We start from the raw sequence: 25,707 nt of genomic DNA on the forward strand, positions 1-25,707 counted from the left end.
ATGGGAAAATAATGATTACTCACATCGTATTATTCAAATTGAAAGACCGCAGTCCGGAAAGCATTGATACAACGGTACAAGTGCTAAGAAACATGGAAGGGAAAATCGAAGAGCTTCGCCACCTTGAGGTGGGTACCGACGTGCTGCATTCGGAACGCTCATACGATATCGCGTTAGTTACGAAATTCGACTCCATGGATGCTTTGCAGGCATATCAAGTGCATCCCGTACACAAGAAAGTCATCGAGCATATGGCGTCCGTTCGCGAAGCTTCGGTCAGCGTCGATTACGAGTGCTAGGATGAGAATGGTCGTAGAGAAAGATCCGACGAACATGGGCGACGTGTATCAGATGATGACTTATATTATCGTCATTCTGATAAGCGCCTTCATTATGGTGGTTTGGTTGAAGCGCAGAGGCAGGCGCAAGAAGAAATAACAAGGGGGCAATTCGCCCATGTACGATGTGAACGTAAAAATGATTCGTGCTCGTCTAGCGTGTCTTCCGGAGCTGTCTCAAGCTCTGTCGGCTTCGACGGTGTCGTGGAAAGGCGGATTAATCGAAGGCTTGGCGCAGGAACGCGCGCTTCATCTTGCGGCGGAAATCGCAACGGATGTAGGGCATGCGCTAATCGACGGATTCATTATGCGCGATGCTAGCAGTTATGAGGATATTATCGATATTATCGCCGGTGAAGGGGTTATTACCGATCAGGTAGCGGTTCCATTGCGCAGACTGGTCTTACTGCGCAAGACGCTCGTGCAAGAGTATGACCAATGGCCGAGGGCCGAGCTGCACCCGCTGACGGCCGACCTGCCGAGGGTGTTAATGGGCTTCTCCGACCAAGTGGAGGAATACCTTCGCAAAGAGTTGATTTAACTTAACTGATTTACCCTTATCCGTCCATCGAATATGGCCCGGCTGCTTATGATAGCAGCGGGCTGTTTTTTTTGACCTAACCGCCAACCGCCAACCGCCAACCGCCAACCGCCAACCGCCATGCCGGCCTCGGTCGATATAAACGTATACTGCCGTCTGAAGGACGACGAAGCCGGTTTTCTTAACCTATCAGAAAGTATAAATCCCTGCCCTATTTCATTCCAAGGCAGCAATGGCTGGGATTGCCGTTACGATTGGAGTTAGGCAAGCCGGTGGAACGGTTAACGGAAGGAATTGCCGTTACGGTTGGAGTTAGGTAAGCCGGCGGAACGGTTAACGGCAGAAATTGCCGTTACGATTGGAGTTAGGCAAGCCGGCGGAACGGTTAACGGCAGAAATTGCCGTTACGATTGGAGTTAGGCAAGCCGGTGGAATGGTTAACGGCAGAAATTGCCGTTACGGTTGGAGTTAGGCAACCGGTGAGCCGGTCACCTCTAGAACGTTGATAATACGGCATACGATGACCTAAGTTGGAACTCCCGCCAAAGGCAAACGTCTAATTTTGTATCGGATCGTTCACGAGGCATTCGTCTTGTTCGCTAAAGTTTCAAATATCCTCCACCCCAAAAGACCGTCAGGCTTTGACGGTTTTTTTTGGCTTGTTTCGTGTGTCAAGACGGGCTATTGCTACTTATAATGTCATTAACCGCATGGGCATTCGCCCGGGTTTGGTTGCTAGGGAGGGTTCGCGGATGGCATGGGATCTGGCGGCATATGGGATAACGTTTGGCGTTATGGCTATTGCCATGGCTTTCGTCATGGCCGTGTTGACTATCTCTCGGTCGCTTAGACGTCTTGATCGTGCCGTGGCTCAGGTCAGCAAGGAAGCAGAGCTTTCCATGCAACACTGCAGGCAGTTGGCCGATGAGGCTAGAGAGACCATTGCCGCATCCAAGAAGAGCCTGGAGGGCTTCGCTACGCTTGCGGAGGGGGCGCGGGCGCTTGGCGAAGCTGTGCAGACGGCAGCGCAAACGGCCGTTCATGTGACGGACCTATACCGGGAATGCCTTATCTCGCCATTCCAAGCTTCTTCCGGATTTCGCGAAGAGAAGATCGATCGGTCATCGGATCTTATGGATATGGGTCGCAAGCTGTGGTCCATGTGGAAGAATCGACCCGACGGTAAAGGCTCGCCGGCCAATAACTGCCACAACCCGGAACCGAGTGCGGATCCATCTAGAGGAGAGTGAGAGTATGAGTGAAAAAAAATCCGTAAAATCGTTTCTATGGGGAACTCTTGCGGGCGCCGTTACAGGGGCGGTTACCGCCTTGTTATTCGCTCCTAAATCCGGCCGCGAGCTTCGCGGGGACATAGCGGATACCGCACAGAAGGTCGGAGAGAAAACGGCGGATATAAGCCGTCAAGCAGGCTCCGCCGTGCAATCGCTGACGAAACGGACTTCAAGCTTAGTCGTTGATGCCAAAGAAGCTGCCGGTCGGCTCGTGACGGATATCCGTTCGCGCAAAAATACGGATTCTTCATTAAGCGACGAGGTTGCCGCCGCGGAAGAATCATACACCGAAGACAAATCGTCCGCACTTTGACCCTAATAAACTAGTCCCATAACGAATTCAAGCACCGCCCCTCCCGCAGGGCGGTGCTTTCGTGCGTTGAACCTTGTCCGAATTTAAGCTAAGATGTAGGTACCTTTTACGGATTGGTCTCATAAATTATCAAGAAACGACCTTATCATACATGAAGAAAGCGGTGTTTCCGTGCAGCAAGCGATCGCAGTCCTTGACTCCGGCGTGGGAGGGCTGACCGTCGTGAAGGAAGTCATGCGTCAGCTACCCCGTGAGAAAATATTGTATTTCGGCGACACTGCAAGAACGCCTTATGGTCCAAGAGATGCAGAAGAGGTCATCGCATTCACGCGCGAGATCGTGGATTATCTCGTACAATACAAACCCAAAATGATCGTCATTGCCTGTAACACGGCAACAGCAGTTGCGCTGGATGAAATCCGGCACATGATCGATATGCCGATCATCGGCGTAATTAATCCAGGTGCCAGGGCAGCGATCAGCCGAACTAAGACCGGAATCGTTGGCGTCATCGGTACGGAAGGCACGATTAAGAGCGGTGCATACGATCTGGCGCTAAAACGGCTATCTCCGCGCGTAAAGGTTATCAGCCGTGCTTGCCCGTCCTTCGTGCCATTGGTCGAAGACGGCAATTTTCGCTCTCACGAAACGTTCCGAACCGTATCGGAATCCTTATTCGCTCTGAGAGATTCGGCAATGGATTGCTTGATTCTCGGCTGTACGCATTATCCTTTCCTGGCGGACAGCATATCGGAGGCGATGGGTCCGGAGGTTATCCTCATTAATTCGGCCGAAGAAACCGCTCGGGAAATCAGCGCTATCCTGCATGAAAATAATAGTCTGGCGGGAAGGGACGAAGTTCCCGTTCACCAGTTTTTCTGCAGCGGCGATCCAAGAAAGTTTCAGGACATCGCCCAAGCCTGGCTGGGAGAACAGATTCGGATAAATCCCGTCGTATGGCAGGTTCCCCATATTGGGGCTTAATGCTCTATCCAGCTCGAGAGAGTCGAACGCTTAAGAAGCGGTTGGCTATCCCGGGCTTTTTTTTGCCGGCGGCGGGTCATATGTCGAAGATGTTGCTCATACACCAATAGAACCTAAACGGAAGAGGAGGAATTACGATGACAATTAAAGCGGATTATGGACCGGAATTGATGATGAAGGACCTAAAACGGCTGGTTCGCAAACATCCATTCGTAAGCACAGGCTCGATAGGCAAGAGCGCGCTTGGGAAACCGATTCCTTACCTGAGAATAGGGGCCGGTCCGTTTCGTTGGCACTTTAACGGGGCTTGCCATGCCAATGAATGGATTACGACTCTTCTATTGATGAGGTTTGCGGAGGATTATGCTCACGCTTGCTCTAGGCGGCACCCCTTCTGGGGGAAGTCGGCTAAGGATTTGTTTTCACGCTGCAGCCTATGGATTGTTCCAATGGTTAATCCGGACGGAGTGGAGCTCGTTCAGCGGGGGATGACCGCCAAGCACCCTTACCATAAGGAATTGCAAGAATGGAACCGGGGCTCCAATCGGTTCCATAGGTGGAAAGCCAACGCGAGGGGAGTCGACTTGAACGATCAATTCCCCGCGCATTGGGAAGAGGAACGTAAGCGCCGGGGAATCCATGGACCGGGACCTCGCGATTATAGCGGGGAGAAGCCGTTGTCGGAGCCTGAAGCAGCGGCGCTTGCGCAGTTTACGGAACAAACGGACTTTCAAGCGGTTATCGCGCTTCATACGCAGGGAGAGGAGATCTATTGGAATTACAGAGACTGCGAACCGTCCGAATCACGGGCGTGGGCGGATCGCCTTGCCCTAGCGGCAGGTTATCGGGCCGTATATCTCGAAGGCAGCGATGCAGGCTACAAGGATTGGTTTATCTCCCGATTTCGCAGACCCGGCTTTACGGTGGAAGTCGGTTGGGGCCGCAATCCGCTTCCTTTAGCCGATTTTGATTACATTTACGACGATGTAGCAAGGCTGCTAGCCGAAGCGCTTGATTGCGCGCCCGTATGATTCGTTCAGGGGTTAGAGGGGTAAACTTGATAAAGCTCATGCTACAAGAGTAAGGAGGTACCCTCGCATGGCCCGTAGATCTTGGTTGGCATTATGGAGACATCTCCCCGGACGAGTGTGGTATATTCTGCGTTCCGAACGAGTAACGCTGCGGGACAAGCTGATCTTTATCATTCCGGTGGCGTTATATTGGGTATTGCCTGATTTCATGCCTTTCCTGCCGATCGACGACGCCGCATTTACCGCGTTAGCGGCTGGTTGGTATGCGCACGCGATGGAGCGCAAGTACGCAATCGGCAAGTAACGCGATCTTGCATGAATCCGGAGGTTTCATTACAATAGAACGAGAAACCGACGGGAGTGAAGCGCGATATGAATTGCAAAATAACCCGGAACGCAGCTAACGTTCTGCGCCGTGAATTGGACAAGCCGGAAAACGCGGACAAAAAATTAAAAGTATTCATCACCCATAGTCACGGAGACCATGCGCACTATGGTATGGATTTGGGCCAGCCGACGGATAAGGATGAGGTCGTCTCGACAGACAAGGAGATCGATGTCATTCTGACTAAAGGGGAAGAACTTCTCGACGGCGTCAAGATCGACTACCTGTATTTCCCTAAGGAAGGGTTTGTCATTACGAATCCAAGCAAGGGCAATCATGGAGACCACTGATAAAGAGCAACTCGCTCCGCTTAACGATATCCGGATCTGCGACAAATGTAAGCATATGCGGGTAAAGACGATGCTGTCCAAGTTGCAGAAGCTTGCGCCGGAAGCCGAGATCAAGGTAGCTTGCAAGTCTTATTGCGGTCCATGCTCCCGATATGCCTTCATCTTCATTAACGGTCGATATGTCACCGCTCCGACTGAGGATGAAGCGATTGAGAAAGCGCGCAAATACGTAAAGGTTTAATTTTGGCGAAAAAAGAACGCGGAAAGGGAAGACCTCCGCGTTCTTTGTTTGTGCGATTTTTACTTCTCGTTCTCGTCCTCGTCGTGGAACGTAGATATAAGGTCGTTCTCGATGACTCTGTCGGATATATTAAGATCCTGTTTGGCCGACTCCGCACCGGCGGCGCAGCTCGCTGAATCCGTAACGGCGGCGTCCCCGCCGTTAATGGAGTAGCAAGTGCCGCTTCCGGTGATACCATTGCCGCTCGGGACGAAATAGAATTTGCCGTCCGTATAGCCGCCATTGCGGAATACAACGGACTTCGGCGCTTCGGATAACATGCTGACTCCCATGAGGTATCGTCCGTCCATCGGAATTCCCAGCAGGTGCATGACGGTCGGCGTCGTATCGATCTGACCGACTGCTTTTTCCACTACGCCCGTATGCTCGTCATTAGGAAGATGGATGAAAAACGGAACTTTACGGACGATTCTGTCCTTGTCGATATCAGACACGGGGGCTCCGAAAAATTGCTCGTACAGCGTCCAATCGTATACGGAATTATCGTGGTCCCCGTAGAACATCAGGATAGTATCCTCCCATAATCCTGCATCCTTGAGGTATTCGATCAACGAACCTACGGCAGAATCCACGTAATGGGTTGACTGCAAATAATCGCCCATAATCGTGCCTTGCAGCTCGCCGACATGCAGCTCCTGGTTGGAATAGGGCAACTTGTAGGGGTGATGGCTTGACAAGGTGATCGTAAGGGCATAGAAGGGCGATTTGTTCCGCTCTTTCAGCTGTTCTACCGTCTGGCGGAAGAAGGACTCGTCGCCAAGCGACCAGCCGATCGGCTCATCGATCGTATAGTCCTTGATGTTGTAAAATTGGTCGTAATCCATGTTGCGATACATGTTATTCCGATTCCAGAAGCTTCCGTCATACGCGTGATGGACGGTTGCGTCATAGCCATCGCCCTTCACGATAGACGGGGCGCAATCGAATTCGTTGGCCGCGAAGCGAATGAAGGCGGATCCGGTTGGCAGCGGATGCATGGAGCAGCTTGTCAGTAAATCCGCATCCGACGTTCTTCCTTGTGCCGTCTGGTGATAGAAGTTAGGGAAATAAACGCTTTGCCCGATGAGCTTGTTCAGGTTGGGGGTGATTTCCTCTTCTCCTATCGACCGTCCGATAACGAATTCCTGGAATGCTTCCATTTGGACGATCAGCACGTTCTTCCCTTTGTATTGCCCGAAAAGAGGTTCATTCTCCATTTGCTTCTGAAGCTTAAGCCGATCTGCAAACCATTCCTTGGTTTCTTGGACCTCAGAGTCGGATATTTTCTCTCCGAACCAATGCTCTTTGGCGTATCGATAAGTATCATAACCATGAAAACCAAGCAAACCGGTTACATTGTAAATGGGGATGTTCCACCAGTTGCCGACGAACAGGCCTCTTGCCCAGCCATTCTTTTGCTCTACGACCGGGAAATAGATAAGAGCCCAACCGATTGCGAATACGAGGGTAGCGGGAATGAACTTTCGCCATAGGGTTTTACGAGGTGACAAGTAAGCGGTTCGGATAGCATGGGGATTGCGTTTGGCTGCATGCCGCCGCAAAACCCATCCCGCAAGGGCAAACGCTACAGGGATATCGGCAAAGAGGAGGAGGTCCTCCGCCCGGATCAGGCTCCATATGCTCGCTTGTAATTCGCCGACTTGACCGGCTTGAAGAAGAACCGGCACGGAAATGAAATCTTTGAAGTATCGGAAGTAAATCAGATCCGCGAATAGAAGAATAGATAAGATGAGCCCAAGCAAAGCGAGCGAAACCGCTCTTGCGCGGCGTCCAAGGAAGATGGTCCAGAAAGAAGCCAGCAGAACGGCGCCGAGATTCACGGCCCACTTCCAGTAGTTCATGCCGCCAACGTTGAATTGATGATCCAGCTCATTCAATTTAAACAACATTGAAGCCACGAGCAGGGTGATACCCCATAGAGGCCAAAACTGGAGCCCTTTAATTGACCATTGAAGGCCGCTGAGGGCAACGGTGCGTAACCGCGCTAACATGACAAAACTTCCTTTCCGCGAACGGCGATTTCTTAAGAATCGCCTAACCTAATGATTAACGCAATGTAAATAGTAAATAAAAAACAGTATAGCTCTTATGAAGGGGGATATTCAAACATTGTGGTAAAATGAAAGGATAAAGCCCAAAAGCGGAGGTATGTATTCTTATGAGCGTTTCGCCTGATCAATATTTCGACCGTCTATACGATAAAGATGAGGATTTGGAGAGAGTTATCGCAAGCATTCGAAAAGCCGGGATGCCGGAAATTTCAGTGGCGCAAGGCTATGGCAGGTTACTAACCTTCTTGATTTCGCTATCCCATTCGAGTTCCGTCTTGGAAATCGGTGCCTTAGGCGGATATAGCGGTATATGCTTGGCGAGAGCGCTGCCGGTAGGAGGGAGACTCGTTTCATTAGAGCTTAAGCAGGAATATGCGGACCTGGCACGGTCGAATATGGAGGACGCTGGATTAGGGGAGAAAGCAGAATATCTCGTTGGGGATGCATCGGATAGTCTTGCCGAGCTGATCCGACAAGAAGCTCGCTTTGACTTTTTCTTCATTGATGCGGATAAGGAAAGTTACCCTCATTATTTGGAGGAGTGCATAAAGCTTGCTAACGATGGGGCAATCATTGCGGCTGATAATACGCTCTTGCGAGGAAAGACGATCGATGATCTTAAGCAAGGACCTTCCGTGCTCGCCATGCGGCGATTCAACGAGATGATTGCACGGGACCCAAGGCTGATGGGAGTTCATTTGCCAGCCTACGATGGATTGGCATTAGCGAGAATTAAGCCAAAATAAGACACTTTGGGATCGGGAAACCCATCAAAAGCGAATTTTAAGTAAATTTTCGATACTTTTTCGCAAATGTATAAAGTATTCATGAGATTAATTTAAATTTAGTTAGGATTATACTAATTTTTTACCCATCCACATGCTATAAATGCAATAAAAAGGAATTAATATGAACAATTTTTCATAAAGCAAAAATCACTTTTTACAATTTAATCAAATGCGGTGAATGAATATACGAAAAAAATGATTATTAAACAAAAAAGTAAGCGTTTTCTGTTATTTTAATGTCATTTTCAGTTACTTTTGATGTAATGTAAAATTACACTGCCATAAACTCTCATTGCATAAACCGAACAATAATAGTACTATTTCTAATGTTCCAGCAAATTTCAATAACTATGAGATGGGTAAAATCATTGGATAGAATGAAGTTTGTTTGAGCGATGCATAGCATTAAATGCAATGATAGTCAAAAAAATCGGGGAGGCAACAGAATGAATTTTAAGAAGATTTTCTCGACTGCGATGGCAGTCACGTTAGCAGGATCGTTGCTTGCGGCTTGCAGCAACAACAATAACAAAGGCGGGTCCGAAGCGAGCTCTTCGCCATCTGCAAGTCAAGCGTCCCAGACGCCGGCTGAAACCAAAACGCCTGCAGAAATTCGTTTCACGCTTGCAAGCGAGCCGCCTAGCTTGGATCCGGCTTTGATGGTTGACGCTCAGTCCTCGATCGTAGCTTCCGGATTGTTCGACGGGCTTACGCGCCTTAACTCTGCAGGCGAGCCTGAGCCTGCAATCGCTAAAGATTGGAAAGCTTCCGACGATGGATTAACGTACACCTTCAATCTCCGCGATGACGCAAAATGGAGCAATGGAGATCCGGTAACCGCACATGATTTCGAATATTCTTGGAAACGAGCTCTGGCTCAAGAGACGGCTTCCGATTATGCTTACATGCTGTTCTATCTCGTGAATGGCGAGAAATACAACTCTGGCGAAGCTACTGCCGATCAAGTCGGTGTCAAAGCGACGGGAGATTATACTCTGGAAGTGAAATTGAATACGGCTACTCCGTACTTCAATAGCCTTGTCGCTCACTACACGTACTGGCCAGTAAACAAATCCGCTGTCGACGGCAAGCCGGAATGGGCTGCGGATGCTTCTACGATGGTTACAAACGGACCTTTCCTTCTGAAAGAATGGAAACACGGTGACAAGCTCGTACTCGAGAAAAACCCGAACTTCTACGACGCGGCTAAAGTCGGCTTCGACATGGCGACGATTACCCTTGTAGAAGACGCGTCCACCGTATTCAGCCTGTTCAACACAGACAAAATCGACTGGATCGGTGCCCAAGCGGGTGAAGTGCCGAGCGACCAAGTTCCGGGCATGGTTAAAGAAGGCAAAGCCGAAATCAAAACGATCGCTTCGACGTACTACTACTTGTTTAATACAAAACAAAAACCATTCAGCAATGTGAAAATCCGTAAAGCTTTCTCGATGGCGATTGAACGTCAATCGATCATCGACAACGTAACGAAAGCAAACCAAACACCTGCATTCGCTCTCGTACCGCCAAGTATCGCGGGTTCTGAAGGAAAATCTTTCCGCGAAATGTATCCGGACCAATCGTTCTCTTCCGAGAATGTGGAAGAAGCTAAGAAATTGCTCGCTGAAGGCCTGAAAGAAGAAGGTCTCGACAAGTTTCCTGAAACGACGTTGCTGTACAACACGAGCGAAGGCCACAAAGCAATCGCTGAAGCGGCAATCGACATGTGGCGTAAAAACCTCGGCATCGAGTTGAAGCTGTCCAACCAAGAGTGGGGTACGTTCCTCGAAACGAGAAAAGCAGGTCAATTCGGTATCGCTCGCGCAGGCTGGGGAGCTGACTTCAACCACGCGATCAACTTCACGTACGACTTGATCCACTCGAAATCCGGCAACAACGACGGTAAGTACAACAATCCGGAAGTTGACAAGCTGCTTGACGGTTCTTTCAGCGCAACGGATGACGCGTCTCGCCTTGACATGATTTCCAAAGCAGAGAAAATCGCTTTGTCTGATGACATGGCCGTAATGCCGATCTACTACTACACGACGGTAACGATGCAAAAACCAGGATTCAAAGACGTTGTATCCGACTACGCCGGTCACTTGGATTGGGCATTCGGAAGCAAAGAATAAGAATAAACCAATTCAATTTAAGCACCTCGGTAACTCATGACTTTGAAAGGTATATATAGATGCCTATATATACCTTTCATCGTTATATATCATTGGTAGAACGGGCGGGTGGGATCAATTGATTCGCTATGTATTAAAAAAATTCATGTTCATGCTGATGTCGTTGTTTTTCTTGATAACAGCGACATTTGTGCTTATGAACGCCGTGCCAGGAAGTCCGTTGCAATCCGAAAAAGCAACTAGCGAACAAATCCAGAAAAATCTAGAAGCTTATTATGGCTTGGATAAGCCGTTAATCGTACAATACGGAGTTTATTTGAAAAACCTCGTGCAAGGAGATCTTGGGATCTCCATGAAAAAGAAATTTCAAGCAGTGGACAAAATCATCGGTGATTCTTTCAAATATTCACTTAAACTTGGCCTCGTGTCCATAGTTACTTCGGTAGTTGTGGGTTGCATTCTGGGCATTATCTCAGCGATGTATCATCGCAAGTTTCTGGATAATTTCTCGATGATTTTAGCCGTTATCGGTTTATCTATTCCAAGTTTGGTCATTGCTCCGGTATTACAGTATTTATTGGCCGTGAAAATTGAGGCGTTTGAAGTGGCTGGCTTGAATCGTCCAATGGATTACGTACTTCCGACGATCGCACTATCTGCCGCTTCAATCGCTTTTATCGCCAGGTTGATCCGTTCAACCATGATAGAAGTTTTAAATTCCGATTTTATTAAAACCGCGAAGTCCAAAGGTCTTGCCGGACATCTGATCGTATGGCGGCACGCGCTGCGTAATTCGATGTTGCCCGTCGTGACGTTTCTTGGCTTCCTGATGGCTAACGTTATTACCGGTTCCGTCGTCATCGAGAAAATTTTCGCGATCCCGGGACTAGGCAAGTTCTTCGTCGAAAGTGTCTCGAACAGGGACTATCCGCTCATTATGGGCATTACGATTTTCTACGCCGTTATTCTTATGATAAGCCGACTATTGGCCGATATCGCCTATGTTCTGGTGGATCCACGCATAAGAATTTCCGGCGGAAAGGCAGGGAAGTAAACCGTGCAATCCGAATCCAAATCGGGCGCGATTCGTCCAGACATGTTTACGCCCGTTAACCGCGACTCCAAACAATCGGAAAAAATCGAAAGGCCAAGACTAACCGCTTGGCAAGATATACGTCTTCGTCTGCTTAGTAACAAACTGGCCATGACGGGCTTATGGATCATGGTCGTTGTCGTCTTATTCGCCATTTTTGCACCTATTTTTTCGTCCTACGATCATTTCACGAACGATCTGAGCAATACGAATCAAGCGCCTAGCAAGGAGCACTGGTTCGGTACGGATGATTTGGGCCGTGATTTGTTCGCAAGAACATGGAAAGGCGCTCAAGTGTCGTTGTTCGTAGGGATCGTTGCCGGTTTGATTGATTTGTTCTTCGGTATCATTTACGGAGGCATCATGGGATATTACGGCGGAAAAGTGGACGAATTCATGAACCGCTTCGCCGAGATTCTTTACGCGATTCCGTATTTGCTCGTTGTTATTCTTCTGCTCGTGGTTATGGAACCGAGTTTAACGACCATTATTGTCGCGATGTCGATTACCGGTTGGATCAACATGGCCTGGATCGTCAGAGGCCAGATGATGCAATTGAAAAACCAAGAATACGCGCTGGCATCCAAAGCGCTTGGCGCAGGCTCGATGCGTATTATATTCCGGCATCTGATACCGAACGCTATGGGTCCGATTCTCGTTACGCTGACGCTTACTGTGCCTAGCGCGATTTTCACGGAAGCGTTCCTTAGCTTCCTCGGGCTCGGCGTTCAATCGCCTGTGGCCTCTTGGGGGACTATGATCAACGATGGGGTTAAATCGATGACCATTTATCCATGGCGTTTGCTGTTCCCTGCGTTCTTCTTAAGCTTGACGATGTTCGCCTTTAATGTGTTCGGTGACGGATTGCGGGATGCGTTCGATCCGAAGCTGAAAACCTAAATAGAAAGACGCTGAAAGGAGGTCATGACCTTAATGAAATCGATTCTAGACGTTCAAAACTTAAGCGTATCGTTTGCCGTATACGGAGGCGAGGTTCAGGCGGTCAGGGATGTCAGCTTTGACGTTAAGGAAGGGGAAGCCGTCGCGATCGTCGGTGAATCCGGCTCGGGCAAAAGCGTTACGGCCCAAACGATCATGCGACTCATTCAGACGCCTCCCGGAAAAATCAAAAAGGGGAAAGTGTTTCTCGATGGCCAGGACTTGATGAGCTTGTCCGAGAAAGAGATGCAAAAAGTACGTGGCAACAAAATCGGGATGATCTTCCAAGATCCGATGACCTCGTTGAATCCGACGATGACGGTCGGCAAACAGATTATGGAGGGTTTGATTCAGCATCAGAGCTTAAGCGGCGCGAAGGCCAATGAACGCGTCCTTGAGTTGTTGACGTTGGTCGGCATTCCAAATCCCGAAACGCGCATCAATCAATACCCGCACCAATTTTCCGGGGGCATGCGTCAACGGGTCATGATCGCGATCGCGCTCGCTTGTACACCCGCCCTACTCATCGCGGACGAACCGACGACCGCTCTCGATGTGACAATTCAAGCTCAAATTTTGACTTTAATGAAAGATCTCCAAGAGAAAACGAAAACCTCGATTATTTTGATCACGCACGATTTGGGCATCGTAGCGGACATTTGTGACCGAGTAATCGTCATGTACGCCGGACAGATCGTAGAGACGGGTACGAAACATGAGATATTCAGTAACCCGCAGCATCCGTACACGAAAGGGTTGCTGAAATCTTTGCCGCGTTTGGATCAAGCGAAGGATGAGCCGCTTATTCCGATTTTCGGTACGCCGCCCGATCTTATCAAGCCGCCGCAAGGCTGCGGATTTTGCAGCCGTTGCGATTCGGCGATGCGCATTTGCGAAACGGAAATTCCGGAACAGACGAAGATCAGCGACACGCAATCGGTACGTTGCTGGTTGCAGCATCCTTACGCGAAAGAGCAAGGTTCGGATGCCGGCAAGGAGGCAAGCGCATGAGCAAACCGTTTATTGAAGTTCGAGGATTAAGCAAATTCTTCGATATCGGCAATAATAAAATACTAAAAGCCGTTAACAATCTCAGCTTCTCGATTCAGAAAGGCGAAACGTTAGGTCTCGTCGGAGAATCGGGATGCGGCAAGTCGACGGCCGGCCGAACGTTAATCCGTTTATACGAACCAACCGCGGGCAACGTCCTGGTCGACGGAACGGACATCACGAAATTATCGAAATCGAAGCTGAAAGCCCAACGCAGCAAAATGCAGATGGTTTTTCAGGATCCGTACGCTTCATTGAATCCGCGCATGACCATTTTGGACATTATTGGAGAAGCGCTCGATATTCACGGATTGGCCGGAAGCAAATCGGAAAGAAAACGCCGTGTGGAAGAGCTACTTGAATTGGTCGGCTTGAATGCCGAGCATGCCTCACGTTATCCGCATGAATTTTCCGGCGGGCAGCGTCAACGGATAGGCATCACGCGCGCGCTTGCGGTCAATCCGCAATTCATCGTATGCGACGAGCCGATCTCAGCGCTAGACGTATCGATTCAAGCGCAAATCATCAATCTGCTCATTGAGCTACAGAAGAAGATGGACCTCACTTATTTATTCGTTGCGCATGACCTTTCGATGGTTAAGTACATGAGCGACCGCGTCGCCGTCATGTACTTAGGCAAAATCGTCGAGATGGCGCGAAGTGAGGATCTGTATGCCAATCCGCAGCATCCTTACACAAAGGCGCTACTCTCTGCGATCCCAGTTCCGGATCCCGAAGTGGAGGCAGGCAAAGAGCGCATCGTTCTGAAAGGCGACTTGCCTAGCCCGGTCAATCCGCCAAGCGGTTGCCCGTTTCGTACCCGCTGCCCTGCGGCGACGGAGAAATGCAAATCGGATGTGCCGGAATTCCGCGAAGTCCGTCCAGGTCACTTCGCTTCCTGTCATTACGCTTAATCGAAACGCAAAAAACCATACTGGCGAACAACAGAAAGCTCCCCATTGACATGGGGAGCCAAAATGTTATAAAGTAATTCAAACGAATAGATGCGAAGAAGGGAATCAGTAGCGTTCGTATCCCGTGTTCCAGAAAGCCGGCGGCCGATGCAAGCCGGTACACGAGCAAACGCGAATTACGTCCCGGAGCTTCTTGAACCGAAACCGCGCTGCACCGAGCGGAAGGTCAAGACGGCCGTCGGCCGATATCCGGCAAGAGTGGAGAATGCGCTTGGCGCGTTTTCAATTTAGGGTGGTACCGCGATGACTCGTCCCTGTCTATGGACAGGGCGGGTCTTTTTTGATCCTAAAATGAAGGAGAGATTACGATGACTGAGCAAGCGACGCCTAACCCGTCTTTCGATTTATTAGAGGATTTGGAATACAGAGGATTGATTCACCAAACGACCAACCGGGAAGCTTTGCAAGAGAAGCTGGGCAAGGAAAGGGTAGTGTTATACTGCGGGTTCGATCCTACGGCGGACAGCCTTCACATCGGGCATCTGCTTCCGGTGCTTATACTTCGCCACTTCCAGAAGGCGGGCCATAACCCGATCGCGTTGGTCGGCGGAGGCACGGGCCTGATCGGCGACCCGAGCGGTCGTTCGACCGAACGCTCCTTGAACACGGCAGATACGGTGGCGGAATGGACGGGAAGGCTGAAGGGACAACTAACCCGTTTCCTGGATTTCAATTCCGAGGCGGCCGGCGCCAAGCTTGTTAGCAACTACGATTGGATCGCGCCGCTGGATATCATCACCTTCCTGCGCGATATCGGCAAGCATTTTACGGTCAATTACATGCTTGCGAAGGATTCGGTCGACTCACGGCTCGCTAACGGAATCTCCTTCACGGAATTCAGCTACATGATCCTGCAATCGTACGACTTCTACAAATTGCTCGCGGATCACGGCTGTACGTTGCAGATCGGGGGCAGCGACCAATGGGGCAACATTACTGCAGGTCTCGACCTCATCGGCAAAATGGGCGGAGGTAACGCCCACGGGATGACCTTCCCTCTGGTGACGAAAAGCGACGGAAAGAAATTCGGCAAATCAGAATCCGGCGCCGTCTGGTTGGATCGCAATAAGACTTCGGTATATGCCTTCTATCAATTCTGGATCAATACGGACGACAACGATGTAATCAAGTTCCTGAAATACTTCACGTTCCTGGACCGGGAGCAAATCGCCGAGTTGGAGGCGGAGCTTAACGAACGACCGGAGAAGAGAGCCGCGCAGCGCGAGTTGGCACGCGAAGTGACTCGCCTCGTGCACGGTCAGGAGGCCGTCGAAAGCGCCGAGAAGATTACGCAAGCATTATTCTCGGGAGATGTTACCCAGTTGAACGAAGCTGAGCTTGTCGAAGCGCTGCAGGACATGCCGACGACTGTCGTTAACGGAGAGGAAGTCCCCTTGATGGACCTTCTGATCACGGCCCAAGCGGCCCCTTCCAAGCGCCAAGCGAGACAGGATATCGAGAGTGGAGCGGTATACGTGAACGGCGAGAGGAATACCTCCGTCGATGCGGTAATCACGAAGCAACAACGGCTTCATGGTAAATACGTCGTGCTTCGCCGCGGGAAGAAAAACTACTTCTTAGTCAAATTCGAATAGGCATGCATCTAAAAAAACGGCAGCCCGGGGCTTGAGGATATCCATGCTCCGGACTGCCGTTTATGCTTGTTTCGAGGATTGTCTAGCCCGCAATGCTCCGGTCGCCCACACGCAGGTCATGATCAATAAAGCGCCAGACAAGATGAATAACCCCTCGATGCCGAAGAAACCGGAAAGTGCGCCTCCGACTATCGGTCCCATCATATTTCCGAGGCTAAGGGCGCTGCTGTTAAAGCCGAACGAACGGCTTTCCATCCCGTCCGGCGTATTCTTGCGAATGAGCGAATTGACGGTTGGGATCAACCCTCCCAAAAAGCAACCGAGCAGGAAGCGGAACGCAAGCAGCTGACCGACCGATTCGGCGAAGGCTTGCGGGATGAGCATAATTCCCGCGCCTGCCAGCGAGACGAGCAGGATCCGCGAAGGACCGATCCGGTCGCTTAAACGGCCGAGCAACGGCGCGCAGACCATATTGGAGATGCCGGTAACCGACCCGACGAAGCCTGCATAGAAGGCCAGATTCTCGGTCGTTCCGTGCAGCTTCTGCACATAGAGAGGAATCAGCGGCATAGGGCTTAACATCGCGAACTGAATCAAGAAAGTAATCGTAAGCAGGACCGGGAGCTGACGGATGACCATTAAGTCCTTGAAGCCCTTAAACACGCTAACCTGCCGCTTCATCGCTGCTGCGGTACGATCGAAGCTCTCGTGAACCATTACCCAGGAAATCGCGGACGCGAGGAACAACAGCGCACCCGTTATGTAGAAGATGGGACGGAACCCGAAGCTGTCCGCGAGCAATCCTCCGATAAACGGTCCGAGAATCGTCCCCGCCGTACCGCCGGATTGTAAAGTGCCCATGGCGAAACCCATTCGGTCCTTCGGCGTCGTTGCCGATACAAGGGTGATGGCCGCGGGAGTGAAGCCGGAGATGACCCCGTTAAGCATCCTCAACGCCAGCAAGTGCCATGGAGCCGTCGCAAAACCCATTAACACCATGACGATCGCCATCCCGAAGCCGGAGCGCAGAAGCATCATTTTCCGCCCATACTTGTCTGACAGCTTTCCCCATATCGGTTGGAACAGAAATGCGGTAATAAAGTTGGCCGCGAAAATAAAACCCGCCCATATGCCTATCTGATGCTCGTCGGTTAAGCCCAGATCCTGCTGCAAATATAAAGAGAGGAAAGGGATGATCATCGTCATGCCTGCCATAACCAAGAAATTTCCGATCATCAATACGGCCAAATTCACTTTCCAGCGTTGCATCGGGTGCTCCTTTCCCTACCGTTCTGTATGTATGGTAAGTATATCATAGGCTGAATACGCTCCTAATGACAGCATTGTCAAACTATTGTCATACTCCTGTGGGAGGATGAGGTTGTTCGGACGGTCCAAAAGGGGCATAATGAAAGCAAAGAATGCTAATACGATACATAAAAGAGGCAACCTAAATGATTAATAACGACGTTTTTTTGCGAGCCTGTCGCGGAGAGCAAGTAGAACGGGTACCCGTGTGGTATATGCGCCAAGCCGGACGTTACGATCCCGATTACCGCAAAATAAAAGAAAAGTACACGCTGCTTGAAATTTGCAAACAGCCGGAGCTTGCGGCGGAGGTTTCCCTAATGCCGGTACACAAGCTCGGAGTGGATGCCGCTATTCTTTATTCCGACATCATGAATCCGGTCGCCTCGATCGGTATCGACTTCGATATCGTGAAAGATATCGGACCCGTCATCCATAATCCCGTCCGAAACGCTGGCGATGTTGACCGCCTTAAGCCGATCGACGTGGAACGGGATCTCTCGCACGTGCTGGAAACGATCAAGATACTAGATCGCGAGCTGAAGGTACCGCTAATCACGTTCGCGGGAGCACCTTTTACCCTTGCAAGCTATATTATCGAGGGACGTCCAACCAAATCCTACATCCGGACGAAGACGCTCATGTACAGCGAGCCGAAGATTTGGCATAGCCTGATGGGGAAGCTGGCGGATATGGCCGCTACTTATTTGCGCGCCCATATTCAATCGGGAGCCAAAGCCGTTCAATTATTCGATAGTTGGGTAGGATCGCTAGCCCCTCATGACTTCAAGGAATTCGTGCTCCCCCACGTGGAGAGCATTTTTGCCAGCCTATCGGATTTGGATACGCCGAAAATCTATTTTCCCGGAGTAAGCTCAGGAGAATTGCTGCCTCATCTGACGGATTTGCAGGTTAATGTCATCGGATTAGATTGGCGAGTACCTCTGACGGAAGGCAGACGCCGGATCGGGGGCAAGTTCGCTATTCAAGGAAATCTCGATCCTTACGTGCTGACAGCCCCATCGGACGTCATTCACGAACATGCGCGTCGCCTGCTTGACGAAGGAATGAAAGAACCCGGTTTTATTTTTAACTTGGGTCATGGATTGTTCCCGGAAGCCTCCTTGGAAAAATTAAGGGACCTAACGGAATACGTCCACGCGTACAGCGAGGAGCGTATAGCCGCTTCAGGGGTGAACGCATGAGCCGTGCGGAAAGCAAAGCCATAGGCGTACTGGTCATGTCCTACGGAACACCAGAGAGCCTGGATGGCGTTGAAGCGTATTATACGCACATCCGCAGAGGAAATCCGCCTTCGGCCCAGCAATTAGAAGATCTTACGAGGAGATACCGTTCCATCGTGGGCGGCGTCTTTCCATTACGCGAGAATACGAACGGTCAAGCGGCAGCCCTGCAACGGACGCTCGATGAACGGGCAGGCTATGGAGCCTACGTTTGTTATCAAGGCCTGAAACATGCCGCGCCTTATATCGAAGACGGCGTTGCGGCGATGGCAGCGGACGGGATAGAGGAAGCCATTGGTATCGTGCTTACTCCCCAGTATTCCGCAATGAGCGTTGGCGGTTACATGAAGAGGGCGCAAGAGGAAGCGGCTAAACATGGCATAACGCTAATGGACGTGCAAGAATATCATTTGCATCCGGAGCTGATTGATGCGCTGAGCCGACGGGTGATAGAGGGATTAGACCGATTCGGCGAAAAGCGTTCGGATACGTTAGTGTTGTTCAGCGCTCACAGCTTGCCTGCTAAAGTTCTGGAGATGAACGATCCGTATGCCGACCAGCTTCTGGCTACTTCCCATGCGGTTGCCGAGGCGGCGGGAGTGGAGAATTGGCAGTTTACTTGGCAAAGCGCCGGACAAACCGGACAGCCTTGGTTAGGACCCGATATTCTGGAGACGCTGGGACGATTAAGCGACGAGGGCGTAAAGTCCGTTCTCGCAGCGCCGGTCGGATTCGTATCGGATCATCTTGAGGTGCTGTACGATATCGACATCGAAGCACGGAAGTTCGCGGAGGAGCGCGGCATCCGGCTGGAACGGATTCGCATGCTGAACGATGATCCGCAGTACATGGCCGCATTGGCCGATTCGGTTATCGGAATGGCCAACGGGAGGGCGAACTGATGGCAACGGGGAACATTCGCCGAGTGGCGGTGCTAGGCGGCGGTATTACCGGCCTTAGCGCCGCCTTTTATTTGCTGAAGCTCGCTAAGCAACGCGGAGAAGTGATAGAGGTTACGGTATTGGAAGGTTCGAATAGGCTTGGCGGTAAGATCAATACGCTGCGCCGCGATGGCTTCGTCATCGAAAGGGGTCCCGATTCGTTCCTCGCGCGGAAGCTTCCCATGATCGAGCTGGCTCGCGAGTTAGGAATAGAGGGGGAGCTGACCGGAACTAACCCGAAAGCCAAGAAAACGTATATCGCATTGGACGGTAAGCTCCATCCGATGCCGGAAGGACTCACGCTGGGTATCCCTTCCGATCCGGAGAAATTTATGAAGACGGAGCTAGTATCCGAGGAGGGTAAACTTCGGGCCTTGGAGGATTTGAACATTCCATCGGGCGAAGACCGGGGCGATGAACCGGTCGGGGAATTCCTAGAACGCCGGATGGGCAGGGAAATGGTAGAGCGGATATTCGAGCCGCTGCTTGCGGGCATCCATGCGGGAGACCTGTACCGACTGGGGCTTCAATCAACCTTCCCGCAGTTCAAGCAAATGGTTCGGGAACACGGCAGTCTGATCGCCGGTACGAGGGAAGCGCAAAGAGCCGCTTCCGAAGCAATAGGGAAGACAGAGCAAGCGAGCGCGGCCGCAATGGATGCTTCGGCAAGCCTTGTTCCGGTACATGATTCAAGCGAGTTGCCTTCTTCCGTATTTATGACGTTCCGCAACGGTTTGTCTACTGTAATCGAGGCGCTGGAGTCGAGCTTAATCACAGAAGGGGCGAAGATTAGTTTTGATGAGCAAGTCGAAGCTTTGGAGCTTGTTCCCGGTGAAAGTAAATCTAGTCGGAATGCTTACCGGCTTCGAATGGATGGCGATACGACGTTTGATGCCGACGAGGTGCTGATCACGCTGCCAGCCTATGAGACGGCAGGGCTGCTAGCGCCTCATGTCGACGTTTCCGCGCTCACGAACGTTCGCTATGTCTCGGTGGCCAACGTCGTCCTTGCCTACGATGAAGCCGGCTTCAATCAAGACCTTGATGGTTCCGGTTTTCTCGTGCCAAGAGGAGAGCACAGACACATTACGGCGAGTACTTGGACTTCATCCAAGTGGCTGCATACCGCACCCGAAGGCAAGCGCCTAATTCGCTGCTACGTCGGTCGGGCAGGGGACGAGAAGGGTGTCGAGCTAAACGATGTTATTCTCTCCGCGGTCGTGCAACGCGATTTGCATGATCTTACGGGACTTACGGCAACTCCCGAATTCGTCGAGATAACAAGGCTTCGTCATTCCATGCCTCAGTATCCGGTTGGGCACTTAGATGCGATTGCCGCATTGCGCGAGAATTTGATCACGCAGCTCCCGGGGGTCGTCGTGACTGGCGCGGCATTCGGCGGGGTAGGCCTCCCGGACTGCGTAGCTCAAGGAAAGCAGGCTGCCGAAACGATTCTGGCTAGGTGAAATCGGAGGGAGATGGCGCCATGGATAGGACCGCGGTTATTTTGGCCGGTGGCCAGGGACAGCGCATGGGCGGCGTAAATAAGGCCTTTCTCTCGCTAGGAAACGAGAGGTTCATCGAGCGCCAGATTAGAGTAGTCAGAGAATGGACGGACGAAATTATAGTCGTGTCGAACGACGAGCATTACAATTCGCAGCTTAAACAATATATCGATATAAGAATCGTTCGCGATGTTTACGAAGGCGAAGGTCCATTAGCGGGGTTCCATGCGGGAGTTTCGGCGGCAACCCGGTCGAACGTCTGGGTATTGGGCTGCGATCAGCCCTTCCCGGATGCTGCGGCTGCCGAGTATCTTCAAACCCGTTTGGACGGTGGGGCATTCCAAGCGGCAATTCCCCTCATGGAAGGCAGACCGCAGCCGCTGCATGCCATTTACCGGAAGGAAACGGGGATTATCGCGGAAAAGCTGCTTAAAGCTGGCGAACGCAAATTCCTTGCTCTGCTGGATCATTTTCATTGGTGCGGAATAGAGGAAGGGGAGTTTATCGAGCGTGGAATTTCATTAGTTTTTAACCATGACGTCGATACCCCGGAGCAACACGAGAAAGCAAATTTCTTATTTTCAGAGGAAAAATAAAGGAGCTACTCTTGATGCAGCCTTTGGACAGAACCGATAGGTTTAGACGGACGGCCCTGCAGCCGGAAGAAGCGTTGAAGCTTATTCTGGAAAGAGTAAGTTCCCTTTCCACGGAATGCGTTCCGTTAGCGGAAGCCTGGGGCAGGCGGTTAGGAGAGGCTCTAGTCTCTCCTCATCCGTTTCCCCCGTTTCGCCGTTCCGGAATGGACGGTTACGCAGTGCTTGCGTCGGATTTGCTGCAAGCCGCCCCGGACACTCCCGTCACGTTAGCCGTAGTGGAGTCGGTGCCAAGCGGTGTAGAACCCAAGCTGCCGGTCGAATCGGGACAAGCGACCCGGATCATGACCGGCGGCATGGTGCCGGAAGGCGCGGATGCCGTCGTGATGCTGGAGATGACGGCGACGGAGACCAGGGACGGGCAGCTCTTCGTCCAAATCGGCAAAAGCGTAAAGTCCGGGCTAAACATTGCGGACGTCGGTTGCGAGATCAAGGAAGGGGCTATGCTGCTCCCGCCCGGCCATTTGATAGGCTCGGGCGAGTCGGCTTTGCTTGCTTCATGCGGTTATGCGCAAGTCTCGGTCATACGGCGTCCGCGAGTCGCCATTCTGTCAACAGGCAGCGAGCTGCTCGAAGTAGATCAGCCGCTTGCTCCAGCCAAAATCCGTAACAGCAATGCTCCCATGCTAGCTGCCATGGTTAGGGAATGCGGCGCGGAGCCCATCATGCTCGGCAAAGTCCCGGATGATGCTAACGCGGCTCAAACGCTTGTTAGACAAGGGTTGCATGACTGCGATCTGCTGCTTACTTCAGGCGGCGTATCCGTTGGCGACTACGATGTGATGGTGGATGTGCTTGCCGCTCCCGACGTAGAGCTGTTATTCAATAAGATCGCCATGCGACCCGGAAGTCCGACAACGGCAGCAATCCTCAATCATAAGCTAATCGTCGCGCTTTCCGGTAACCCGGGCGCATGTTTCGTTGGCTTTCATCTATTCGTCGTTCCCGCGCTTAAAGCGATGCAGCTGGAGGCTCAGCCTGCGATGCTAAGCTTTCAGGCCTACCTTGGTACGGAGTTTCCTAAAATAAACGCTTATCGAAGATATATCCGGGCTCGAACCGAGCTGCGGGAAGGAACCGTATGGGTAACCCCTACAGGCGATGATAAATCAAGCCTTATGACCACGATCATCGGAGCAGATTGCCTTATCGAAATTCCCCCGTTAAAGAAAAGCTTGGAGATGGGGCAAATGGTTACGGCTTGGAAATTGTAGCGGTGGAGGCGGAGAATCGTGCATATCATACAAATCGTCGGGTTCAAAAATGCAGGGAAAACAACGTTAACCTGCGAGCTTGTCCGAATGCTCGCCGCCGAAGGATATCGAGTCGGCACCCTGAAGCATGACGCCCATGATTTCGAACCGGATGTTCCCGGCAAAGACACGTGGCAGCACCGGCAAGCCGGCGCGCACGTTACCGCAATCACTTCGCCTTCACGCACGGCATGGATTCAGGAGCAAACGACCCCTGTCGATGAATTGGTGTCCCGAATGGAATCCCATTCCCTCGATTATTTGATCGTCGAAGGCTTCAAATCGGCCCCGTATCCGAAAATCGTCCTTCTCCGAAGCGAAGAGGATTGTATGCTGTTGAACCTTCCAAACGTTATTGCCGCCTGTTATCGGGAGCCGAATTTACTAATCGAGACGGAAGCGGAAGCTTGCCATATCCCTATCTTTCTTCAGCCGGATATTCACTCCTTCGCGCCGCTGTTCCAATATCTACTCCCGCATTTAGGCTTGACATAAAGCGTCGAGTGATGTAAATTTACTGAAATCTATTCCATACTTTCATACACACAGGCTTTGACCGAGGATATGAGATTCGATACTTGTTGTTCCAGAGAAGAAACCCTTGGATGCGAGGTTTCGCAACAGTATGGTTTACTCCCCACCTTGCGAGCCGCGGCGGTGAAATTCAAGTATCCGCTGCCGGGAATTCCCGTTATCCGATCGAGGAATGCCATGATTTCATGACATTCGAATTTAGGGTGGTAACACGAACACATTCGTCCCTGGCGAATGTGTTTTTTTGTGCAATCAAGATCGAAGATCATACGAGGAGGTCGTCGAACGGATGCGACAAAGTACATTATTTGCCTTAACTTTTCGAGAAGCGCCATCGGATGCCGAAGCTATCAGCCATCAATTGTTGCTCAAAGCCGGATACATCAGACAACTAGCGGCAGGAGTATATGCGTATTTGCCATTGGGATGGCGCGTTCTGCGCAAGTTAGAGCAGATCATTCGGGAAGAAATGGACCAGGCCGGCGCTCAGGAATTGCTAATGCCGGCTATGCAGCCGATTGAGCTGTGGAAAGAATCCGGACGCTATTCGGTGTATGGACCTGAGCTCATCCGTTTGCAAGATCGTCACGAGAGGGAGTTCGCGCTCGGACCTACGCATGAGGAAGTGGTGACGACGCTAGTCCGTAACGAGATCAACAGCTATCGCAAACTATCCTTTACCTTGTATCAAATCCAAACCAAATTCCGGGATGAACGACGTCCGCGATATGGTTTGCTGCGGAGCAGAGAGTTTTTGATGAAGGATGCTTATTCGTTCGATGCGGATTGGGAAGGGTTAGACCGAAGCTATAGAAATATGTTCGAGGCTTATCGGCGTATTTTTGATCGTTGCGGATTGAATTATCGGGCTGTGGAGGCGGATGCCGGATCGATAGGAGGCGAAGGCGGAACGCATGAATTTATGGCGTTAGCCGATGTCGGCGAAGATACGGTCGTATGTTGCTCGGAATGCGATTACGCCGCGAACGTAGAAATGGCGGAAGCAGGATCGGCTTTGACTGCTTTCGACAATTCGTCGGCATCGTGCCCAATGCCAGAGGAATTCCACACTCCGGATCTTCGAACCATTGATCAGTTGGTTCAATCCTTGAATCTTGAAAGATCACGATTGATGAAAACGATGATTTATCAGGTTGATGATAAGGTCGTGGCCGTATTGGTCCGGGGCGACCATGAAGTCAACGAGATCAAAATCAAAAATTATATGCACGCAGAGACGGTAGTCATCGCGGATGCCGACACCGTCGAACGGGTAACCGGAGCTCCATCGGGCTTCGCCGGACCTGCAGGTCTCTCCGTTACGTTATTAGTCGATTATTCGATTGCTAATCAAGACGATTGGATTGCCGGAGCTAACCGAAGGGATCATCACGTTCGCCATATTCGTCCCGGCAGGGATTTCTCGATCGCGCATATCGGAGACTTCCGTAATATCGTTGAAGGAGATTCTTGTCCTAGATGCGCCAACGGATCCATCCAATTGTTCAAAGGAATTGAGATCGGTCATGTGTTCAAGCTTGGAACGAAGTATAGCAAGATACTAAACGCTTCTTACTTGGATCAAGAAGGTCAATCGAAGAGCATGATCATGGGCTGTTACGGAATAGGGGTATCGCGGCTATTATCCGCAATCGTCGAACAGAATCATGACGAGGAAGGGATCAAGTGGCCAACATCCATCGCGCCTTTCCATGTTCACATCATTCCTATTTCGACTAATGATCCCTTACAAGCGGAAATCGCCGAACGGCTATACGAGCGATTCCGGCATTCCGGAATAGAGGCGTTAATGGATGATCGTCAAGAGAGGGCCGGAGTGAAATTCAAGGATTCCGACCTGATGGGGATCCCTGTTCGAATCGTCATCGGCAAACTAGCTAACCAAGGCTTAGTCGAGCTGAAGCAACGCGAGCATGACGAGAATGAAACGGTGAAGATCGAGGATGTTTATGTTAAAGTTAAGGACTGGATTGACAAGACGGTTAGCCATCTCCTTTAATCATGAGGCATGACTTTTGGCATAAGGCATGAAATTTTTCATGCTTAAGCGTTCAAAAGTTGTGCTTTTTCTTTTGTAAATACATGACTTCCCATAGGTTTGCATTCGTTCGTTTCTTGTTAAAATCCATGTGTAAGGAAAAGGAGGGT

At 50.9% G+C, this 25,707-nt stretch carries 26 protein-coding genes and 1 other annotated feature; of the genes, 24 read left to right on the forward strand and 2 right to left on the reverse strand.

Features of this window, described 5'->3' with window-relative positions; all coding sequences use genetic code 11:
- Positions 1-11: 11 nt before the first annotated feature.
- From E2980_RS00245 to E2980_RS00285, 10 genes are all read left to right on the forward strand, one after another.
- On the forward strand, positions 12-299 hold the full coding sequence (locus E2980_RS00245) for a Dabb family protein (protein WP_135150124.1): 288 nt from the start codon (positions 12-14) through the stop codon (positions 297-299).
- A gap of 1 nt (position 300) precedes the next feature.
- Positions 301-438: a hypothetical protein gene (locus tag E2980_RS23980; RefSeq protein WP_167746921.1), complete on the forward strand. Its 138-nt coding sequence runs from the start codon at positions 301-303 to the stop codon at positions 436-438.
- An 18-nt stretch (positions 439-456) separates the two neighbouring features.
- The gene (locus E2980_RS00250; protein ID WP_135150125.1) at positions 457-879 is read left to right on the forward strand and encodes a DUF86 domain-containing protein; all 423 of its coding nucleotides are present in this window, start codon (positions 457-459) and stop codon (positions 877-879) included.
- A gap of 752 nt (positions 880-1,631) precedes the next feature.
- Positions 1,632-2,129, forward strand: a complete 498-nt coding sequence (locus tag E2980_RS00255; protein WP_135150126.1) for a DUF485 domain-containing protein — start codon at positions 1,632-1,634, stop codon at positions 2,127-2,129.
- Between the two features lie 4 nt (positions 2,130-2,133).
- Entirely contained in the window at positions 2,134-2,484 is a 351-nt protein-coding gene (locus E2980_RS00260) for a YtxH domain-containing protein (protein ID WP_135150127.1), read from the forward strand.
- Positions 2,485-2,655: 171 nt separating this feature from the next.
- Positions 2,656-3,468, forward strand: coding sequence for a glutamate racemase (racE, locus tag E2980_RS00265; RefSeq protein ID WP_135150128.1), 813 nt, complete (start codon positions 2,656-2,658; stop codon positions 3,466-3,468).
- A gap of 137 nt (positions 3,469-3,605) precedes the next feature.
- Positions 3,606-4,499, forward strand: a complete 894-nt coding sequence (locus tag E2980_RS00270; protein ID WP_135150129.1) for a M14 family metallopeptidase — start codon at positions 3,606-3,608, stop codon at positions 4,497-4,499.
- A 67-nt stretch (positions 4,500-4,566) separates the two neighbouring features.
- Positions 4,567-4,803 carry a hypothetical protein gene (locus E2980_RS00275; protein ID WP_135150130.1) on the forward strand — a complete coding sequence of 79 codons (237 nt, stop codon included), beginning with the start codon at positions 4,567-4,569 and terminating at the stop codon, positions 4,801-4,803.
- Between the two features lie 68 nt (positions 4,804-4,871).
- Positions 4,872-5,174, forward strand: a complete 303-nt coding sequence (locus E2980_RS00280; RefSeq protein WP_135150131.1) for an iron-sulfur cluster assembly accessory protein — start codon at positions 4,872-4,874, stop codon at positions 5,172-5,174.
- Positions 5,161-5,415: a YuzB family protein gene (locus tag E2980_RS00285; RefSeq protein ID WP_135150132.1), complete on the forward strand. Its 255-nt coding sequence runs from the start codon at positions 5,161-5,163 to the stop codon at positions 5,413-5,415. Before E2980_RS00280 ends, E2980_RS00285 begins: the two co-directional genes overlap by 14 nt.
- A 59-nt stretch (positions 5,416-5,474) precedes the next feature.
- On the opposite strand, the gene E2980_RS00290 is transcribed toward E2980_RS00285, so the two are convergent.
- Positions 5,475-7,466: an LTA synthase family protein gene (locus E2980_RS00290; protein WP_135150133.1), complete on the reverse strand. Its 1,992-nt coding sequence runs from the start codon at positions 7,464-7,466 to the stop codon at positions 5,475-5,477.
- Between the two features lie 167 nt (positions 7,467-7,633).
- On the opposite strand from E2980_RS00290, the gene E2980_RS00295 reads away from it, so the two are divergent.
- The 7 genes from E2980_RS00295 (at position 7,634) to tyrS (ending at position 16,100) form a co-directional block, all read left to right on the forward strand.
- Positions 7,634-8,272 (forward strand): O-methyltransferase, encoded by a 639-nt coding sequence (locus tag E2980_RS00295; RefSeq protein WP_135150134.1) that lies wholly within the window; start codon positions 7,634-7,636, stop codon positions 8,270-8,272.
- A gap of 488 nt (positions 8,273-8,760) precedes the next feature.
- A complete protein-coding gene (locus E2980_RS00300) occupies positions 8,761-10,449 on the forward strand; it encodes a peptide ABC transporter substrate-binding protein (protein ID WP_167746922.1) in 1,689 nt (562 codons plus the stop codon).
- Positions 10,450-10,567: 118 nt separating this feature from the next.
- Positions 10,568-11,503, forward strand: coding sequence for an ABC transporter permease (locus tag E2980_RS00305; protein WP_135150136.1), 936 nt, complete (start codon positions 10,568-10,570; stop codon positions 11,501-11,503).
- Between the two features lie 42 nt (positions 11,504-11,545).
- Positions 11,546-12,442, forward strand: a complete 897-nt coding sequence (locus E2980_RS00310; protein ID WP_135150426.1) for an ABC transporter permease — start codon at positions 11,546-11,548, stop codon at positions 12,440-12,442.
- Positions 12,443-12,475: 33 nt separating this feature from the next.
- Positions 12,476-13,492, forward strand: coding sequence for an ABC transporter ATP-binding protein (locus tag E2980_RS00315; RefSeq protein WP_135150137.1), 1,017 nt, complete (start codon positions 12,476-12,478; stop codon positions 13,490-13,492).
- On the forward strand, positions 13,489-14,445 hold the full coding sequence (locus E2980_RS00320) for an ABC transporter ATP-binding protein (protein ID WP_135150138.1): 957 nt from the start codon (positions 13,489-13,491) through the stop codon (positions 14,443-14,445). The genes E2980_RS00315 and E2980_RS00320 overlap by 4 nt, the downstream gene beginning before the upstream one ends.
- Positions 14,446-14,531: 86 nt before the next feature.
- Positions 14,532-14,764, forward strand: a binding site (T-box leader).
- Positions 14,765-14,813: 49 nt separating this feature from the next.
- Complete coding sequence (tyrS, locus tag E2980_RS00330) at positions 14,814-16,100, forward strand: tyrosine--tRNA ligase (protein WP_135150140.1); 1,287 nt, start codon at positions 14,814-14,816, stop codon at positions 16,098-16,100.
- Positions 16,101-16,160: 60 nt separating this feature from the next.
- Here tyrS and E2980_RS00335 read toward each other — a convergent pair whose 3' ends face one another.
- Positions 16,161-17,369: an MFS transporter gene (locus E2980_RS00335; RefSeq protein WP_135150141.1), complete on the reverse strand. Its 1,209-nt coding sequence runs from the start codon at positions 17,367-17,369 to the stop codon at positions 16,161-16,163.
- Between the two features lie 185 nt (positions 17,370-17,554).
- On the opposite strand from E2980_RS00335, the gene hemE reads away from it, so the two are divergent.
- The 7 genes from hemE to E2980_RS00370 all read left to right on the forward strand — a co-directional run bounded on the left by hemE (position 17,555) and on the right by E2980_RS00370 (position 25,558).
- Positions 17,555-18,613: a uroporphyrinogen decarboxylase gene (gene hemE, locus E2980_RS00340; RefSeq protein ID WP_135150142.1), complete on the forward strand. Its 1,059-nt coding sequence runs from the start codon at positions 17,555-17,557 to the stop codon at positions 18,611-18,613.
- On the forward strand, positions 18,610-19,554 hold the full coding sequence (hemH, locus tag E2980_RS00345) for a ferrochelatase (protein WP_135150143.1): 945 nt from the start codon (positions 18,610-18,612) through the stop codon (positions 19,552-19,554). The genes hemE and hemH overlap by 4 nt, the downstream gene beginning before the upstream one ends.
- On the forward strand, positions 19,554-21,059 hold the full coding sequence (gene hemG / locus E2980_RS00350) for a protoporphyrinogen oxidase (RefSeq protein ID WP_135150144.1): 1,506 nt from the start codon (positions 19,554-19,556) through the stop codon (positions 21,057-21,059). The genes hemH and hemG overlap by 1 nt, the downstream gene beginning before the upstream one ends.
- A gap of 20 nt (positions 21,060-21,079) precedes the next feature.
- Positions 21,080-21,694: a molybdenum cofactor guanylyltransferase gene (mobA, locus tag E2980_RS00355; RefSeq protein ID WP_135150145.1), complete on the forward strand. Its 615-nt coding sequence runs from the start codon at positions 21,080-21,082 to the stop codon at positions 21,692-21,694.
- Positions 21,695-21,708: 14 nt separating this feature from the next.
- Positions 21,709-22,965 (forward strand): molybdopterin molybdotransferase MoeA, encoded by a 1,257-nt coding sequence (locus tag E2980_RS00360; protein ID WP_135150146.1) that lies wholly within the window; start codon positions 21,709-21,711, stop codon positions 22,963-22,965.
- Positions 22,966-22,983: 18 nt separating this feature from the next.
- Complete coding sequence (mobB, locus tag E2980_RS00365; RefSeq protein ID WP_240702781.1) at positions 22,984-23,499, forward strand: molybdopterin-guanine dinucleotide biosynthesis protein B; 516 nt, start codon at positions 22,984-22,986, stop codon at positions 23,497-23,499.
- 328 nt (positions 23,500-23,827) lie between these two features.
- Positions 23,828-25,558, forward strand: coding sequence for a proline--tRNA ligase (locus E2980_RS00370; protein ID WP_135150148.1), 1,731 nt, complete (start codon positions 23,828-23,830; stop codon positions 25,556-25,558).
- Positions 25,559-25,707 lie beyond the last annotated feature (149 nt).

Source organism: Cohnella luojiensis (assembly GCF_004564235.1).
Taxonomy (GTDB): Bacteria; Bacillota; Bacilli; order Paenibacillales; family Paenibacillaceae; genus Cohnella; species Cohnella luojiensis.